The sequence below is a fragment of the Kitasatospora herbaricolor genome (assembly GCF_030813695.1).
GTDB lineage: Bacteria > Actinomycetota > Actinomycetes > Streptomycetales > Streptomycetaceae > Kitasatospora > Kitasatospora herbaricolor.
In genome coordinates, this window is the sequence record NZ_JAUSVA010000002.1 from 2,205,374 (window position 1) to 2,221,543 (window position 16,170).

Consider the following 16,170-nt stretch of genomic DNA (forward strand, 5'->3'; position numbering starts at 1 on the left):
CCGTGGCGGCGGTCAGCGGGGGGCGAGCGCGGGCACGCCCCAGTCGCGGGCGACCTCGGCGGTGTCGGCGCCCGGTCGGGCCGGGGGCCGGCGCAGCGTGCCGGGGGTGGCGGAGAAGCGCGGGGCCGGGGCCGGCTGGGTGACGCCGTCGACCCGGGTGTAGGTGCCGCGCGCCACCAGGTGCGGATGGCCGGCCGCCTGCCGCATGGTCAGCACCGGCTCGACGCAGGCGTCGGTGCCGTCGAAGACGGCGGTCCATTCGGCCAGCGTGCGGGTGGCGAACCGGGCGGCGATGCGGGCCCGCAGCTCCGGCCAGCGCGGGATGTCGAACTGTCCCGGCGCGTCCGCCTCCAGGCCCAGCAGTTTGCCGAACTCGGCGTAGAACTGGGGCTCCAGCGCGCCCACCGCGAGGTGGCCGCCGTCGGAGGCCGCGTACACGGCGTAGCAGGGCGCGCCGCCGTCGAGCAGGTTGACGCCGCGCCGGTCCTGCCAGCTGCCGGCGGCGAGCAGGCCCCAGAGCATCGAGGTGAGGTGGGCGGCGCCGTCCACCACGGCGGCGTCGACGACCTGGCCGGCGCCGCTCTCGCGGGCGTGGTGCAGGGCGGCCAGCAGGCCGACGACCAGGTACAGCGAGCCGCCCGCGTAGTCGCCGAGCAGGTTGGCGGGGATCGCCGGCGGGCCGTCCGGGTCGCCGATCATGCCGAGGGTGCCGGCCAGCGCCGTGTAGCCGATGTCGTGGCCGGCCCGGGCGGCGAGCGGGCCGTCCTGGCCCCAGCCGGTCATCCGGCCGTAGACCAGGGCGGGGTTGCGGGCGAGGCAGGCGCCCGGGCCGACCCCGAGGCGTTCGGCGACGCCGGGGCGGTAGCCCTCGATCAGCAGCTGGGCGCGCTCGACCAGGCCGAGCACCTGGCCCGGCCCCTCGGGGGACTTGAGGTCGACCAGGACGGACCGCTTGTTGCGGTTGGTGAGGTCGTACGCCGGGTCGATGCTCAGCGGCCCGGCGCCGGGGCGGTCGACCCGCACCACGTCGGCGCCCAGGTCGGCCAGCAGCATGGCGGCGAAGGGGCCCGGGCCGATGCCCGCGAGCTCCACCACCCGCACGCCGGCCAGCGGGCCGGGGTTGGTCGCGCCGTCCACCTGCTGCCCCCTTCGTCGGTTTGACAGTAAAGCTGTAACACTGGCGATGATAGATAAGCGACCCGCCGGTAACAAGGGCGGCGCGCACCCGGTCCCGGGGCACTCGCCGACCGCGGACCGGGCCACCGGCCGGCGCGCCCCGCTCCCCCGTGCCCCGCCCCGCCCGCGCCCCGCACCCGGGCTGCCGACGCCGGCGCCGCCCGGTGCGCCGGGTCGGCCGACCAGCACCTGACGTACAGTCGGTCCGGTGAACGCGGGGGTACGGGGGATCGGCAGCGCGCTGCTCGGACGGCGGCCGCGCCGGCGGTGGGTGCATCTGGTGCTGGGCGGCGCCCTGTTGATGCCGTACTGGCTGCTGTCCTCGGTGGTGCTGGGCGCGCTCCTCCCGGGCAGCGACCCGCTGCGGCGGGTCGCCCTGCAGTTCGTCGCCTTCGGCACCGCGCTGCCGCTGGCCGCGGTCACCGCGCTGCTGCCGATGGTCCGGGTGCTGGAGGCCACGGCCGCCCGGGTGCTCTGCGCCGGGGCGGCCGGGGAACTGTCCACCGGCCCCGCCCGGACCTGGGCGGCCCGGCGCCGGACGGCCGCCTGGTACGTGCTGCACCTCTTCCTCGGCGGGGTGGTGAGCGGGCTGTCGCTCGCCGTCCCGCCCGCCGCCGTCACGCTGCTGCTGCCGTTGGGCGCCCTGGACCACGCCCCCGCCTGGTGGCGGGAGCACCAGTGGATCGGCGGCCCGGCGCTGGGCCTGGCGCTCCTCCTCCTGCTGCTGGCCGCCAACGCCGGGGCCGGCGCCCTGCTCGCACGGTCGGCGCCGGCGCTGCTCGGGCCGACCCCGGACGAGCGGCTCGCGGCGGCCGAGCGGCGGGCCACCGTGCTGGCCCAGCGCAACCGGCTGGCCCGGGAACTGCACGACTCGGTCGGGCACGCGCTGAGCGCCGTCGGCCTGCAGGCCGCGGCCGCCTCCCGGGTGCTGGTCACCGACCCGGCCTTCGCCGCCGAGGCACTGCGGGCGATCGAGCGGACGGCCCGCGAGGCGGTGAGCGAACTGGACACCGTCCTGGGCCTGTTGCGCGAGGAGGAGCCGGCGGACCCGGCCCCGGCCGGGCCGACCCTGGCCGTCCTCGACGACCTGCTGCGCCAGCTGGAGCGGACCGGCGTCACGGTCCGGGCCGCGCTCCCGCCGGGCCTGCCCGGGCTGCCGCCGGCCGTCTCCCGCGAGGCGTACCGGATCGTCCAGGAGGGGCTGACCAATGTGCTGCGGCACGCGGGGGCGGCGCCGGCCGTGCTGCGCATCGACCTGCGGGTGGACCGGCTGGAGCTGGAGCTGACCAATCCGCTGGCCGCCGGGCGGGGGCCGGGGGCTGCGCGGGATCGGCGAACGGGCCGCCGCCCTGCGCGGCGGCTGCGAGGCCGGCCCCACCCCGGACGGCGGGCACTGGCGGCTGGCCGTCCGGCTGCCGCTGCGCACGGAGGCGGACCAGGCACCGGCGGGGAGCCCGGCACCGGGCGGCCGTACGACGGGAGCAACGCCATGACGGGGACAACGCCATGACGGGCGTCACCGGGGCGGCCGGACGCCGCCGGGCCGCGAACCCGCGGAACGACGGGAGGGGCACGATGACGGGGGCTACGACATGACGACGACGGACGGTCCGACGGCGGACGTTCCGGCAGCGGACGGCCCACGGGCGGACGGCGCAACGGCCGGGCGCGCGTCGCGCGAGGCCCCGGGGCCGGTCCGGGTGCTGGTCGCGGACGACGAGCGGCTGGTGCGGCTGGGACTGCGGGTGGTGATCGACGCCGAGCCGGACCTCACCGTGGTCGGCGAGGCCGCCTCGGGCGCGGAGGCGGTACCGCTGGTGCGCGAGCTGCGGCCGGACGTGGTGCTGATGGACGTCCGGATGCCCGGCATCGACGGCATCCGGGCCACCGAGCAGCTGATGGCGACCATGGCCGAGCCGCCGAAGATCCTGGTGGTGACCACCTTCGAGCACGACGACCATGTCTACGACGCGCTGCGGGCCGGCGCCGCCGGGTTCCTGTTGAAGCGGGCCAGGGCCGAGGAGATGGTGCAGGCCGTCCGGCTGGTGGCCCGCGGCGACTCCCTGCTGTTCCCGGCCGCCGTCCGGGAGCTGGCCCGGCGGCAGGCCCCCGCGCGGCGCCCGGACCCGGGCCCGGTCGGCCGGCTCACCGGGCGGGAGGGCGAGGTGCTGCGGCTGATGGCGGCAGGGCTGAGCAACGCGGAGATCGCCGGCCGGCTGGCGGTCAGCACCGAGACGGTCAAGACCCACGTCGGCGCCGTGCTGGCGAAGCTCGGCGCGCGTGACCGCACCCAGGCGGTGATCGCGGCCTACGAGTCGGGCTTCGTCCTGCCCGGCTGACCCGGCCCTCGCCGCGGCGAGGGCCCCGCCCGGACCTCCGGCGGGGCCGGCCGCCCCGCACACCGCCGGCCCGGCGGCTCCGACCCGGGACGATCTCCTTCACGCCCGCCCCTACCAGCCAGTAGAGTGCGACGACCTTCCCGTCCGATACCTCCCGAAAAGATCAGGTGACAGTATGACCGTCTGGACCCGGCCCGCGCTCTGGTGGCGCCTGGCCATCGTGATATCGGCGGCCACGGGCCTGACCCTCGGCACCGGCTCCCTGGTCTACTTCACCATCCAGAGCAACGTCTTCGTGCTGGCCTACTTCGCCGGCGCGGTCTACTGGATGAAGCAGCGCGGCACCGTCGACGCCCCCGCGCCCCGGCTGCGCGGCGCCGTCACCCTCTACATCCTGATCACCGGGCTGGTCTCGCACATCCTGCTGGAGCACGGCGCCAATCCGTTGCCCGGCCTGTTCGACGGACCGGACAAGCTCCAGCACTGGTCCTCGTTCTTCCTGCACTACGTCACCCCGGTGCTGGTGATCCTCGACTGGCTGACCCTGCGCCCGCGCAACGCCTCGCACTGGCGCGACATCCCGCTCTGGCTGGCCTTCCCGCTCGGTTACGCCGGCATCGTGATGGCCCGCGCGGCGCTGTTCTCCAACTACCCGACCCCGTACCCGTACTTCTTCTTCGACCCGACCGAGAAGGGCTACGGCTACGTCTGGGGCCAGATCGTGCTGCTGACGGTCGAGTTCGTGGTGCTCGCGGCCGTCGTGGTCGGCCTGGACCGGCTCGGCACCCTGGTCGCCGGCAAGCTGCGGCGGACCGTCCCGGCCGAGGCCTGAGCGCGGCCCCGCGTAGGGCGGTGCGGTGTCCGGCCCGGACACCGCACCGCCCTTCGTCCTGTCCGCCCCGCCGATCGCGCGAGCGGCCCGGGCGCCGGGTCCGCGACCGCCCGGGTCAGGCCGTCGGCCCCGGCTTCGCCGCCGTGTAGAGCCAGGCGTCGAACAGCGGGCCGAGGTCCCGGTGCGAGATCTTCTCGGCCAGCCGGAGCAGGTCGCAGGTGGCGGCGTTTCCGTGCCGGTAGGTCGCGGCCCACTCCCGCAGCAGCGCGAAGAAGTCCTGGTCGCCGATGGCGTCGCGGATCGCCTGCAGGGTCATCGCGCCCCGGGTGTAGACCACGTCCCCGTTGAAGATGTCGTCGTGCCCGGGGTCGCCGGTCTTCAGCAGCCAGAACGGGTCCTCGGCCGGCGTCGCGTAGTAGCCCTCGAAGGTCTCCCGGGCGCTCGGACCGCCGTGTCCCTCCTGCCAGAGCCACTCCACGTACGTGGCGAAGCCCTCGTTGAGCCAGATGTCCTGCCAGGTCCCGGGGGTGACGCTGTCGCCGAACCACTGGTGGGCCACCTCGTGGACGACGGTCAGCTCGTCCGGGGCGCCGTCGTACACCGGCCGGCTCTGGGTCTCCAGGGCGTAGCCGGCCCCGACCCGGTCGATGATGCCGCCGGTCGAGTCGAACGGGTAGCGGCCGAAGCGCTCGGCCTCCCAGGCCACCGCCTCGGCCGTGCTGCGCTGCAGGAAGGAGCCGTCGCCGCCGGCCGGGTCGTACGCCGTGATGTTCGTGATGCCGTCCGCGTCCCCGCGCGTCACCGTGAAGTTCCCGATCGCCACCGTGGACAGGTAGCCGGCCATCGGCTCGCGCATCTCCCAGACGGTCGTGGTCCGGTCGCCGTGGATCCGCGGCTCGCCCCGGGGTTCGCCGTTGGCCAGCGCCCGCACGCCGTTCGGCGTGGTCAGACGGAAGGTGTAGGTGGCCTTGTCCCGCAGGTCGTCGTTGACGGGGTACCAGGTGCGCGCGCCGTCCGGCTCGTTCAGCGCCACGGCGCCGTCGTCGGTGTTGAACCAGCCGTAGTCGCCCAGGACGCTGTCGCTGATCCGCTCCGGGACGCCCCGGTAGCGGACCTCGACGGTGAACTCCGCGCCGGCGCGGATCGCGCGCGCCGGGCGGATCACCAGCTTCTGGCCGCTGCGCAGGTGCTCCGCGGGCCGCCCGTCCACCAGGACGCTCTCGATCCGCGGCCCCGAGTAGTCCAGCCGGAAGCGCTCCAGGCGCTCCCCCGCCGTCGCGGTGACGGTCGCCTCGGCCACCAACTCGTGGGAGGCGGGCGTGAAGTCGAGGTCGAGGTCGTAGTGCCGGACGTCGTACCCCCGGTTGCCGGACAGCGGGAAGTACGGATCGCCCGCGCCGGGGGCGTCGGCCGCGCCGGGCTCGGCCCCGCCCGCCGAGGCGGGCACGGCGGCCAGCAGGACCAGGGCGCAGGCGGCGGACACGACCGCGGTCACACGTGTGCTTCTCGTCATGGGCGTCATGCTCGGACACGGCCGCTCCCGGCCGGACCTGACGCGCCGCAGGGCGGCGCGCGATGCCTCGCATGGCGTCACCGGGCCCCGGCGGCCAGGCGGGTTCCCGCCGCGCTCAGATCCGCCAGGCGCGGATCCGGCCGGCCGCCGCGAACACGTCGGCCGTGCCCGCCGCCACGTCCCGGGCCAGCTCCACCAGGGCGCCGTACGGCGGGTCGATGCCCTCCTCGGCCGCGTGCATGTACGCGGCGGTCGCCATGCAGGCGTACAGGTTGTTGCGCACCGGAAGCGGCCGCAGCAGCACGATGGTGTGCATCAGCGTCGCCGCGCACCAGGCCGGGTCGGCGGTGTGGCCGAGCTGGGCGGTGTTGACCCGGTGCCGGGCCACCGCCGCCTGCAGCGCCGAGTAGTCCCGCACGCTGAGATCCTCGGGCGAGGCCTGCTCCTGGACGTCGAGCAGCCAGCGGATGTCGACGTGCAGGATCATCACGCCGCGGCGGGCCTCGCCGGGGGCGCGTCCTCGGGGAAGGCCGCGTCGAACTCCTCGACGTGCTCGTTCCAGAAGGCCACCGCGTGGTCGACGAAGGTCCGCCGCTGCTGCTCGCGCACGCTCAGGTCGTGGACGTACGCCTTCACGCTCTTGCCGTCGGCGGCCGCCGCCTCGCGGATGGCCGCGAGTTCGTGCTCCGTGTACTCGATGTTCAGGGCCGGCATGGCGCCGATGGTACCGGCGGGGTACCGGCCGCGGTACCCCGCCGGAGCGGGAACCGGGCCGGCCCCTGGCCGGGGCGGCCGGTCACATCGGCGCGGCCGGCCGCAGCGCACCGTCCAGTTCCAGCCAGCGGGTGACGCCGATCTCGCGCAGGAACGGCAGGTCGTGACTGGCCACGACCAGCGCACCCCGGTAGGCCGCCAGCGCCTGGGTGAGCTGGCGGACGCTCGCGAGGTCCAGGTTGTTGGTCGGCTCGTCCAGCAGCAGCAGTTGCGGGGCCGGGTCGGCGAGCAGCAGGGCGGCCAGCGTCGCCCGGAACCGCTCGCCGCCGGACAGCGTGCCCGCGAGCTGCTCGGCGCGCCCGCCGCGGAACAGGAACCGGGCCAGCCTGGCCCTGATCGCGTTGTCGCCGGCGGCCGGGGCGAAGGCCTTGACGTTGTCGGCGACGCTCAGCGAGTCGTCCAGCAGGTCGAGGCGCTGCGGCAGGTGGCGCAGCGGCACCGGGGTGATGATCTCTCCTTCCAGCGGGGCGAGTTCGCCCGCGATCGTGCGCAGCAGGGTGGTCTTGCCGGAGCCGTTGCGCCCGACCAGGGCGATCCGTTCGGCGCCGCGCACCTCCAGGTCGGCCGTCACGCCGTACGGCAGCCGGACCTTGGCGAGGCCGAGCACCGTCCGGCCGGCCGGCACCGAGGTGCGCGGCAGGTCGACCCGGATCTCGGCGTCGTCGCGGACGGCCTCCTCGGCGGCGGTGAGCCGCTGCCTGGCCTCGTCGAGCCGGTCGGTGTGCATGCCCTGGAGGCGGCCGGCCGTCTCCTGGGCCCGGCGTTGGAAGGTGCCGGCGAAGATCTTCGGATCGTTGCGGGTGACCGAGCGCTTCCTGCCGTAACTGGCGCTGCGCTCCAGCCTGATCCTGGCCTCGGCCAGGTCCCGCTTCTGCCGCTGGACGTCGGCCTCGGCCGTCCGGACGAGGCGCTCGGCGGTCTCCTGCTGGGCGGCGACGGTCCGCTCGTGGTCGGCGAGGTTGCCGCCGTACCAGGTGACCGTGCCGTCCCGCAGGTCGGCGATCTGGTCGACCTGCTGGAGCAGTTCGCGGTCGTGGCTGACGATCACCATCACCCCGTGCCAGCTCGCGACGGCCTGGTACAGCCGCTCCCGGGCGGCCAGGTCGAGGTTGTTGGTCGGTTCGTCCAGCAGCAGGACGTCGGGGCGACGCAGCAGCAGGGCGGCCAGCCGTAGCAGCACCGCCTCGCCGCCGGAGAGTTCGCCGGTGGTGCGGTCCAGGCCGAGCCGTTCGAGGCCGAGCCGGTCCAGGGTGGCGCGGGCGCGCTCCTCGACGTCCCAGTCCTGGCCGACGGCGTCGTAGTGCCGCTCGTCGGTGTCGCCCGACTCGATGGCGTGCAGGGCCTCGCGGGCGGCCCTGATGCCGAGCGCCTCGTCCACCCTGAGGGTGGTGTCCAAGGTCAATCCCTGTGGGAGGTAGCCGAGTTCGCCGTCGACCCGGACGGTGCCGGCGCTCGGGGCGAGCTCGCCGGCGATCAGCCGCAGCAGGGTGGACTTGCCGGCTCCGTTGAGGCCGATCAGGCCGGTGCGCCCGGGGCCGACGGCCAGTTGGAGGCCGTCGAAGGCGGTGGTGCCGTCCGGCCACTCGAAGCCGAGGGCGGTGCAGCGGACGGAGGTGGTGGTCGGTTGAGCCATGGTCGGCCTCCCGGTCGGTTGCTGGGGGTGGTGGAGGTAGCAACACGGGGAGACACCGCGGGCACGACGGGGTGCGGCGGGGCACGACGGGGATGCCGCGACGGCCGGCCGGGCCGGGTCGACGGAGCTGCCTGGGCCTACGGGGCTGCCTGGGCCTACGGGGCCGGCTCACCACTGGGGTCGCACGCTCGCGCGCCGCGCTCTTCGAGGGCGCGGGGGCGGTGTCTCAGGACCTCAGTAGAGCAACGGCCTTCTCCTGTTCCGGCGGGGGCGACGGGTTCCACGGTACGAGGGGCTCGCGCCGACCCGCAAACGGATTTCGGGCCGGCGGCCCGGCGCAGGCCGTCCCCGCACGGCGCCGCGGCGGCACGGATCGTATCCGTCACCGGCCACCGGCCCGGCCGGACCGACCGGGGGGTGCCTGTCGGTGGCCGGAACCCGACGTGGGAGACTCCCTGCTGCGTTACCGGCGGCCTGAGGCCGTTCGGGGGAGTCCAAGGGGGAAATGATCTCGTGTCACCTGTATTTCGTGCTGCCCGCGACCAGCACGCGAAGAGTGCCCGCACCGGCCGAGGCGCCCGCACCGCCCGCGCCGCGCTCACCACGTCCGTCGCCGCGCTGACCCTGCTGGCGGCCACCGCCTGCGGCCCGGAGAACAGCGAGCCCGTCCCGGACGGGCCGCCGCCCGCGTCCGCCGCCGGCACCCCGGGCGGGGGCGGGGCCGCCGCCGCGCTGCACCTGCCGACCCTCGACGAGCTGAAGAGCTGGAAGTTCGAGGACTGGGACAAGTGGGCCCAGCAGAACGTGGTCAAGCCGGCCGTCGCGGGCTACTGGAACATCCAGCGGATGCTCGACGCCAAGCCGCCGGCGCAGGCACCGGACGCGCCGGCACCGAGCGCCAAGCCGACCGGGCAGCCGAGCGGCCAGCCCAGCGCCAAGCCCGCCGACGGCGGCAACGACCCGCGGCCCGCCCGGATCGAGGCGAAGCCCGTCGCGCACCCGTTCGCCAAGCAGTTCCACGTCAACGGCAAGGTCTTCTTCCAGTCCGGCGGCAAGGACTACGTCTGCTCCGGCACGGTGATCTCCGACCCGGCGCACCCGGGCAAGAGCAACCTGGTGTGGACCGCCGGCCACTGCACCCACGAGGGCAAGGGCGCCGGCTACCACGAGAACATCATGTTCGCCCCGGCCTTCAACAGCGCCGCCACCCTCAGCGGCGGCAAGAAGGGCGCCATCGAGCAGGCCGAGCCGTACGGCGAGTGGGGCACCGTCGGTGCCGTCGTCTCCCCGCAATGGGCGGGCGAGGCGGAGCCCGAGGGCGCGCTCAACGGGTCGATCCACTACGACTTCTCGATCATCAAGGTGGCCAACCCCAAGGCCGGCGGCAAGTCGCTGGAGGAGACCGTCGGCGGTTCCGTCCCGGTCTGGTTCAACGCCCCGCGCGACCAGCTGAGCATCAACACCTTCGGCTACCCCGCCGCCGAGCCGTACGACGGCTTCGAGCTGGAGACCTGCGCGGGCGGCAAGCCGGTGCGGCTCTCCAAGGACGCGAGCCGTCCGCCGCTGCTGACCGTCGGCTGCAGCAACACCGGCGGCAGCAGCGGTGGCGGCTGGTTCAGTACCAGGGACGGCAAGCCCGCCCTGGTCAGCGACACCTCGATCGGCAACGACGAGGGCGGCTGGCAGGCCGGCCCGTACCTGGACGACGTGGCCGCGCACGCGCTCGACTTCATGTCGAAGAAGTGACGCCACCGGCGTAGCACCGCACCACCCACGACGGCCCCGGCCCCGCGCAGCGGCCCGGGGCCGTCGCACTGCGTCACCGGTGGTGTCACCGCCCGTGTCACCGCCGGCGTCACCACCGCCCACCGCCCGCTCGCGGCCGGGGAGCACGGCGGCGCCCCCGATAGGATCGGGGCATCATGAGCGCCACTCTCGTAGTCAAAGACCTCAGCGCCGGCCACGGCGACCGCACCCTCTTCTCCGGCCTGGACCTGGTCGTCGCCCCGGGCGACGTGGTCGGCCTGGTCGGGGCCAACGGCGCCGGCAAGTCGACCCTGCTGCGGTTGATGGCCGGGCTGGACACGCCGGAGGGCGGCTCGCTCAGGCTCAGCCCGCCGACCGCCAACGTCGGGCACCTCCCGCAGGAGCCCGAGCGGCGCGCGGGCGAGTCGGTCCGGGACTTCCTGGCCCGCCGGACGGGCGTGGCCGCCGCGCAGGCGGCGCTGGACGCGGCCACCGAGGGTCTGGTGGAGGGCCGCGCCGGGGCCGACGACGCGTACGCGGTGAGCCTGGACCGCTGGCTGGACCTCGGCGGCGCGGACCTGGAGGAGCGGGCCGAGGAGGTCGCCGACTCGCTCGGGCTGAAGGTCGGCCTGGACCTGCCGATGACGGCGCTCTCCGGCGGCCAGGCCGCCCGCGCCGGGCTGGCCTCGCTGCTGCTCTCCCGCTACGACCTGTTCCTGCTGGACGAGCCCACCAACGACCTGGACCTGGACGGCCTGGACCGGCTGGAGGCCTTCGTCAAGGGCCTGCGTGCGGGCACCGTGCTGATCAGCCACGACCGCGAGTTCCTGGCCCGCACCGTCACCCGGGTGCTGGAGCTGGACCTCGCCCAGCAGCAGGTCAACCTCTACGGCGGCGGCTACGACGCCTACCTGGAGGAGCGGGCGGTGGCCCGCCGGCACGCCCGCGAGGACTACGAGGAGTACGCCGACACCAAGGCCGGCCTGGAGTCACGGGCCCGGATGCAGCGCGGCTGGATGGAGAACGGCGTGCGCAACGCGCGCCGCAAGTCGAGCGACAACGACAAGATCGGCCGCAACATGCGGTCCGAGTCCACCGAGAAGCAGGCCGCCAAGGCCCGGCAGACCCAGCGGATGATCGAGCGCCTGGACGTGGTGGAGGAGCCCCGCAAGGAGTGGGAGCTGAGGATGGAGATCGCCGCCGCGCCACGCTCCGGCTCGGTGGTCGCCACCCTGCGCGGGGCCGCCGTGCGGCGCGGGGACTTCGCCTTCGGCCCGGTGGACCTGCAGATCGACTGGGCCGACCGGGTCGCCATCACCGGCGCGAACGGCGCCGGCAAGTCGACCCTGCTGGCCGCCCTGCTCGGCCGGCTCGAACTGGACGGCGGCAGCGCCTCGCTGGGCTCCGGCGTGGTGGTCGGCGAGGTCGACCAGGCCCGCGGGCTGTTCCTCGGCGGCGAGCCGCTCTCGGCGGCCTTCGAGGCCGCGGTGCCGGAGCTCACCCCGGAGGAGGTCCGCACCCTGCTCGCCAAGTTCGGGCTGAAGGCCTTCCACGTGACCCGCCCGGCGGCGACCCTCTCCCCCGGCGAGCGGACCAGGGCCGCGCTGGCCCTGCTGCAGGCCCGCGGCGTGAACCTGCTGGTGCTGGACGAGCCGACCAACCACCTGGACCTGCCCGCCATCGAGCAGCTGGAGTCGGCGCTCTCCTCCTACACCGGGACGCTGCTGCTGGTCACCCACGACCGGCGGATGCTGGAGGCGGTGACCGTCAACCGGCGGCTCGAAGTCCGCGGTGGTCTGGTCCACGAGAGCTGACCGGCCGGCCCCGGCCGCGCCCTTCCGCCGACGGGCCGTCATGTGCTGTGCTGACCACCATGGTTGACATCGAAGCGGCCGGGACCTCCTACCCGAGCGTCCCGCACCGCCCCATGACCGTGCCCGCCCACGAGGCCGAGGCACGCAGCAGGTCCTTCCACGACGTGATGGCCCGGCGCCGGACCGTCCGCGACTACTCGACCCGCCCGATCCCGGACGGCGTGCTGGAGTGGGCGGTCCGGACGGCGTCCACCGCGCCCAGCGGCGCGCACGTGCAGCCCTGGCGGTTCGTGGTGATCACCGAGCCGGAGCGCAAGCGGCGGCTGCGGGAGGCCGCCGAGGCGGAGGAACGCGAGTTCTACGACCACCGGGCCTCGGCCGAGTGGCTGGCCGCGCTGGCGCCGATCGGCACCGACTGGCGGAAGCCGTTCCTGGAGGACGCCCCCGCCGTGATCGTGGTCTTCGAGGTGCACAAGGGGCCGCGGAGCCCCCGCCCCTACTACACCAAGGAGTCGGTGGGCATCTCGGTCGGCCTGCTGCTGGCCTGCCTGCACCAGGCCGGGCTGGCGACGCTGACCCACACCCCGAGCCCGATGAAGTTCCTGAACGAGGTCTGCGAGCGCCCCGCCGAGGAGCGGGCCGCGTACGTGATCCCGGTCGGCTACCCGGCGGCGGACGCGCGCGTCCCCGACCTGCGGCGCAAGGAGCTGGACGAGATCCTGGTCCGCCTCTGACGGCCGGAAATCCGCTGGTCGGCGGCCCGGGCGGGGCGGGATACTCGCGGCCATGAGCCGAACGCCCCACACAGTGGTCCAGACCTTGGTTCAGACCACTACCGCCCGACCGCCCGAGCTGCTGACCGTCGCCGACGGGTACTCCCTGCACCGTCGCGCGGCCGTCCACGCGCCGGCGCTCAACGCGCTGGTGCGGGCCAACCTCGACCACCTGCGCCCGTGGATGCCCTGGGCCGGCCACGCACCCGACCCGGAGGCCACCTTGGCGATGGTCCGGGCCGGCGACAGCGCCTGGCAGGCCGGCACCGACTTCCTGTACGTGCTCGTCCCCGACGCCGAACCCACCGCCGTGGTCGGCGCGTTCGGCCTGCACGGCCGGGTCGGCCCGGGCACCCTGGAGATCGGCTACTGGACGGACGCCGGCCACGGCGGCCGGGGTCTGGCCACCGCCGCCGCGCGGGCGCTGACCGCCGCCGTGCTCGCCCTGCCGGGCATCACCCGCGCGGAGATCCACTGCGACGAGGCCAACACCCGCAGCGCCGCCGTCCCGCGCAGGCTCGGCTACCGGCTGGACCGGACCGACGCCGCACCGGTCGGCGCACCCGGCGAGACCGGCCGCAAGATGATCTGGGTCCAGGACCGCGCCCCGTCCTGAGCGGCCGGCGCCCCGTCCTGACCCGACCGCGCCCCGACCACCGGCCGCGGCCGGGCGCCGACGCGGAGCCGCCCCCACCACCCCGTCGAGAAACCACCGGGAGACCGAGGAACCATGGCAGGAATCGCCTACGACAGACAGACCGCCGAGGACTACCGGATCGCCCGGGAGGTGCCCCGGAGCGGGCTGGACGCCTGGCGCGCGGCCATCGCCGCCGAGACCGCCCTCGCCCCCGGCAGCACCGTCCTGGACGTCGGGGCCGGGACGGGCGCGTTCGCCACCGCCTTCCACGACTGGTTCGGCGTCCGGGTGCTCGCCGTCGACCCGGCGGAGGCCATGCGCGCGATGATCCCCCGCACGGAGGGCATCGAGGTCCTCGACGGCCGGGCCGACGCCCTGCCCGTCCCGGACGGCTGCGCGGACGCCGCCTGGCTGGGCTCCGTCGTCCACCACCTGCCCGACCTGCCGGGCGCCGCCGCGGAACTGCGACGGGCGCTGAAGCCGGGGGCCCCGGTGCTGATCCGCAACATCTTCCCCGGCCGCGCCGACCGGGACCTGCGGGTGCGGTTCTTCCCCGGGACCGAGCGCCTGATCGAGGGGTACCCGACCGTCGAGCAGGTCTGCGCGGCCTTCGCCACCGCCGGGTTCACCCGGACCGCCCTGCGCGCCGTGCCCCAGGAGAGCGCCGCCGACCTGGGCACCTTCGCCGCCCGGATCCGCCGGGACGCCGACTCCAAGCTGCGCGGCCTCACCGACGAGGAGTTCGAGCGCGGCATGGCCCGGCTGCGGGCCACCGCGGCGGCCGAGCCGGGGCACCCCGCCACCAGCTGGATGGACCTGCTGGTGCTCTCCTGAGCCGCGAGCCGCCCGGGCCCGGCGCGGTCGCCGGGCCCGGGTCCGGGCTCAGTACCGGGTACCGGTGGGCGCGGGCAGCGCGTCCAGTTCGGCGAGGTCCTCCGCGGTGAGCAGCAGATCGGCCGAAGCCGCGTTGTCCTCCAGGTACTTGGGCGTCTTGGTGCCCGGGATCGGAAGCACCAGGCGGCCCTGTGCCAGCACCCAGGCGAGCGCGACCTGGGCCGGCGTGGCGCCGCGCCGGTCGGCGATCCTCCCGACGCCGGCCACGATCGCCTGGTTGGCCGCCAGCGCCTCCTGCTGGAAGCGCGGCAGCCGCCGGCGGAAGTCGTCGTCCGGCAGGTCGTCCGCCGAGCTGAACCGGCCGGCCAGGAACCCCCGGCCGAGCGGCGAGAAGGGCAGGAAGGCGATGCCCTGCTCCTCGGTGTACGGCAGCACCTCGGCGAGCGCGTCCCTGGTCCAGAGCGAGAGCTCGGACTGCACGGAGGCGACCGGGTGGACGGCCTGGGCCCGCCGGATCTGCTCGACGCTCACCTCGGAGAGGCCGATCCGCCGGGCCTTGCCGGCCGCCACCACCTCCGCCAGGGCGCCCCAGCTCTCCTCGATCGGCACCTGCGGGTCGACCCGGTGCAGCTGGTACAGGTCGACGTGGTCGGTGCCCAGCCGGCGCAGGCTCTCGTCGATCGAGCGGTGGATGTGGTCGGGCCGGCCGTTGTTGACCACCGGCCGCTCGCCGTCGCTCACCACCAGGCCGACCTTGGTGGCCAGCACGGCCCGCTCGCGGTGGCCGCCGCCGAGCGCGGCGCCGACCAGCTCCTCGTTGCTGTAGGGGCCGTAGACGTCGGCGGTGTCGATCAGGGTGACCCCGAGGTCGAGGGCGCCGCGGATCACCGCGGTGGAGGTGGCGTCGTCCCGTCCACGGGGGTCGTAGGCCCAGGTCATGCCCATGCAGCCGAGACCCACCACGCCGACCTCGGGACCGCCGACTCCGAGTGTGCTGCTACGCATGACTGATGCTCCTTCAGGTACGGGACCGGTGTACGGGGACAGCCTGCACCTTCGAGTGCGCTCGAAGGCAAGCATGATCGGCTCGGCGCGGCGCACTGCGGCGTCGACCCGCGCCCGGGGGCCGACGGGCCTTCGGGCTCCCCGCTCAGTCCACCCCGGCGAACTGCTCGGTGCCCACCACCCGGAGCAGGGCCAGGCGGTCCGCCGTGTCGCTCCCCGGCGGCGGGGTGAGCAGGACCAGCCGCTGGTCCCCCTCGGGGGCGAGCAGGATCTGGCAGTCCAGGTCGACCGGCCCGATCACCGGGTGCAGCACCCGCATCCGGCTGTGCCGGCGGACCGCCACCTCGTGCAGCTCCCAGAGGCCGGCGAACTCCTCGCTGGCCCCCCGGAGCCGCTCCACCAGGCGGGTTGCGGCCGGGTCGCCCGCCCGGCGGCCCACGGCCGCGCGCAGGTCGGCGACATGGACCCGACTGTAGTGCTCGTGCTCCTCCGCCGGGTAGGCAGCCCGCGCGGCCGGGTCCGCGAACCATCGCCAGACCACGTTCCGCCCGTGCTCGGAGACCGTGCACACCCCGCCGAGCAGCGCGCGGGCCGTCGCGTTCTGGGCCAGCACGTCGCCCAGCTCGCCGAGCACCTGCGCCGGTGTGCCCGGGAGTTGGTCGAGCAGGTGCAGCAGGCCGGGGGCGACGTGGTCGCCGGCCACCCGCCCGGCCGGCGGCCGGTGACCGGCCAGCAGGTGCAGGTGGTCCCGCTCGTCCGTGCTCAGACGCAGGGCGCGGGCCAGCGCGGCGAGCATCTGGGGCGAGGGCTGCGGGCCCCGGGCCTGTTCCAGGCGGATGTAGTAGTCCGCCGACATCCCGGCCAGCTGGGCCACCTCCTCGCGCCGCAGGCCCGGGATGCGCCGCCGGGGGCCGGCGGGCAGGCCGGCGTCCTGCGGGCGGACCCGGTCCCGGGAACGGCGCAGGAAGTCGGCGAGCTCTCGTCGGTCGATCGTCATACCGCCCATCCTGCCGGATCCTCCGGGGCCGTGACCAGCGCCTTCTCCCCTGGACAGAAAGGCAGCTGACAGGGCGGCAGGCTCCGGTCGGGGGCCG

At 75.2% G+C, this 16,170-nt stretch carries 15 protein-coding genes; 8 read left to right on the plus strand and 7 right to left on the minus strand.

Features of this window, described 5'->3' with window-relative positions:
- Positions 1 to 12 precede the first annotated feature (12 nt).
- Entirely contained in the window at positions 13 to 1,137 is a 1,125-nt protein-coding gene (locus J2S46_RS10005) for a CaiB/BaiF CoA transferase family protein (RefSeq protein WP_191293029.1), read from the minus strand.
- A gap of 247 nt (positions 1,138 to 1,384) precedes the next feature.
- Between J2S46_RS10005 and J2S46_RS10010 the strand changes: the two genes are divergently transcribed.
- The 3 genes from J2S46_RS10010 to J2S46_RS10020 all read left to right on the plus strand — a co-directional run bounded on the left by J2S46_RS10010 (position 1,385) and on the right by J2S46_RS10020 (position 4,347).
- The gene (locus J2S46_RS10010; protein WP_307349516.1) at positions 1,385 to 2,686 is read left to right on the plus strand and encodes a sensor histidine kinase; all 1,302 of its coding nucleotides are present in this window, start codon (positions 1,385 to 1,387) and stop codon (positions 2,684 to 2,686) included.
- Between the two features lie 82 nt (positions 2,687 to 2,768).
- Positions 2,769 to 3,515 (plus strand): response regulator, encoded by a 747-nt coding sequence (locus tag J2S46_RS10015; protein WP_191293028.1) that lies wholly within the window; start codon positions 2,769 to 2,771, stop codon positions 3,513 to 3,515.
- A gap of 175 nt (positions 3,516 to 3,690) precedes the next feature.
- Positions 3,691 to 4,347 carry a Pr6Pr family membrane protein gene (locus tag J2S46_RS10020; protein WP_191293027.1) on the plus strand — a complete coding sequence of 219 codons (657 nt, stop codon included), beginning with the start codon at positions 3,691 to 3,693 and terminating at the stop codon, positions 4,345 to 4,347.
- 115 nt (positions 4,348 to 4,462) lie between these two features.
- Here J2S46_RS10020 and J2S46_RS10025 read toward each other — a convergent pair whose 3' ends face one another.
- The 4 genes from J2S46_RS10025 to J2S46_RS10040 form a co-directional block, all read right to left on the minus strand.
- A complete protein-coding gene (locus J2S46_RS10025; RefSeq protein ID WP_191293026.1) occupies positions 4,463 to 5,860 on the minus strand; it encodes a M1 family metallopeptidase in 1,398 nt (465 codons plus the stop codon).
- 115 nt (positions 5,861 to 5,975) lie between these two features.
- Entirely contained in the window at positions 5,976 to 6,347 is a 372-nt protein-coding gene (locus J2S46_RS10030; RefSeq protein WP_073925770.1) for a toxin Doc, read from the minus strand.
- Positions 6,347 to 6,574 carry a hypothetical protein gene (locus J2S46_RS10035; protein WP_073925799.1) on the minus strand — a complete coding sequence of 76 codons (228 nt, stop codon included), beginning with the start codon at positions 6,572 to 6,574 and terminating at the stop codon, positions 6,347 to 6,349. The genes J2S46_RS10030 and J2S46_RS10035 overlap by 1 nt, the downstream gene beginning before the upstream one ends.
- An 82-nt stretch (positions 6,575 to 6,656) precedes the next feature.
- On the minus strand, positions 6,657 to 8,267 hold the full coding sequence (locus tag J2S46_RS10040) for an ABC-F family ATP-binding cassette domain-containing protein (RefSeq protein ID WP_191293025.1): 1,611 nt from the start codon (positions 8,265 to 8,267) through the stop codon (positions 6,657 to 6,659).
- A gap of 513 nt (positions 8,268 to 8,780) precedes the next feature.
- Here J2S46_RS10040 and J2S46_RS10045 point away from each other — a divergent pair.
- The 5 genes from J2S46_RS10045 to J2S46_RS10065 all read left to right on the plus strand — a co-directional run bounded on the left by J2S46_RS10045 (position 8,781) and on the right by J2S46_RS10065 (position 14,071).
- Positions 8,781 to 10,013 carry a trypsin-like serine peptidase gene (locus J2S46_RS10045; RefSeq protein ID WP_191293024.1) on the plus strand — a complete coding sequence of 411 codons (1,233 nt, stop codon included), beginning with the start codon at positions 8,781 to 8,783 and terminating at the stop codon, positions 10,011 to 10,013.
- A 176-nt stretch (positions 10,014 to 10,189) separates the two neighbouring features.
- On the plus strand, positions 10,190 to 11,827 hold the full coding sequence (locus tag J2S46_RS10050) for an ABC-F family ATP-binding cassette domain-containing protein (protein ID WP_191293023.1): 1,638 nt from the start codon (positions 10,190 to 10,192) through the stop codon (positions 11,825 to 11,827).
- Positions 11,828 to 11,886: 59 nt separating this feature from the next.
- Positions 11,887 to 12,561 carry a nitroreductase family protein gene (locus J2S46_RS10055; RefSeq protein WP_191293022.1) on the plus strand — a complete coding sequence of 225 codons (675 nt, stop codon included), beginning with the start codon at positions 11,887 to 11,889 and terminating at the stop codon, positions 12,559 to 12,561.
- 52 nt (positions 12,562 to 12,613) lie between these two features.
- Entirely contained in the window at positions 12,614 to 13,216 is a 603-nt protein-coding gene (locus J2S46_RS10060) for a GNAT family N-acetyltransferase (RefSeq protein ID WP_307349521.1), read from the plus strand.
- Between the two features lie 114 nt (positions 13,217 to 13,330).
- Positions 13,331 to 14,071: a class I SAM-dependent methyltransferase gene (locus J2S46_RS10065; protein ID WP_191293020.1), complete on the plus strand. Its 741-nt coding sequence runs from the start codon at positions 13,331 to 13,333 to the stop codon at positions 14,069 to 14,071.
- Between the two features lie 48 nt (positions 14,072 to 14,119).
- Here the strand turns inward: J2S46_RS10065 and J2S46_RS10070 are convergent, their stop codons facing one another.
- The gene (locus J2S46_RS10070) at positions 14,120 to 15,076 is read right to left on the minus strand and encodes an aldo/keto reductase (RefSeq protein ID WP_191293019.1); all 957 of its coding nucleotides are present in this window, start codon (positions 15,074 to 15,076) and stop codon (positions 14,120 to 14,122) included.
- 145 nt (positions 15,077 to 15,221) lie between these two features.
- Positions 15,222 to 16,082, minus strand: a complete 861-nt coding sequence (locus tag J2S46_RS10075) for a helix-turn-helix transcriptional regulator (protein ID WP_191293018.1) — start codon at positions 16,080 to 16,082, stop codon at positions 15,222 to 15,224.
- Positions 16,083 to 16,170 lie beyond the last annotated feature (88 nt).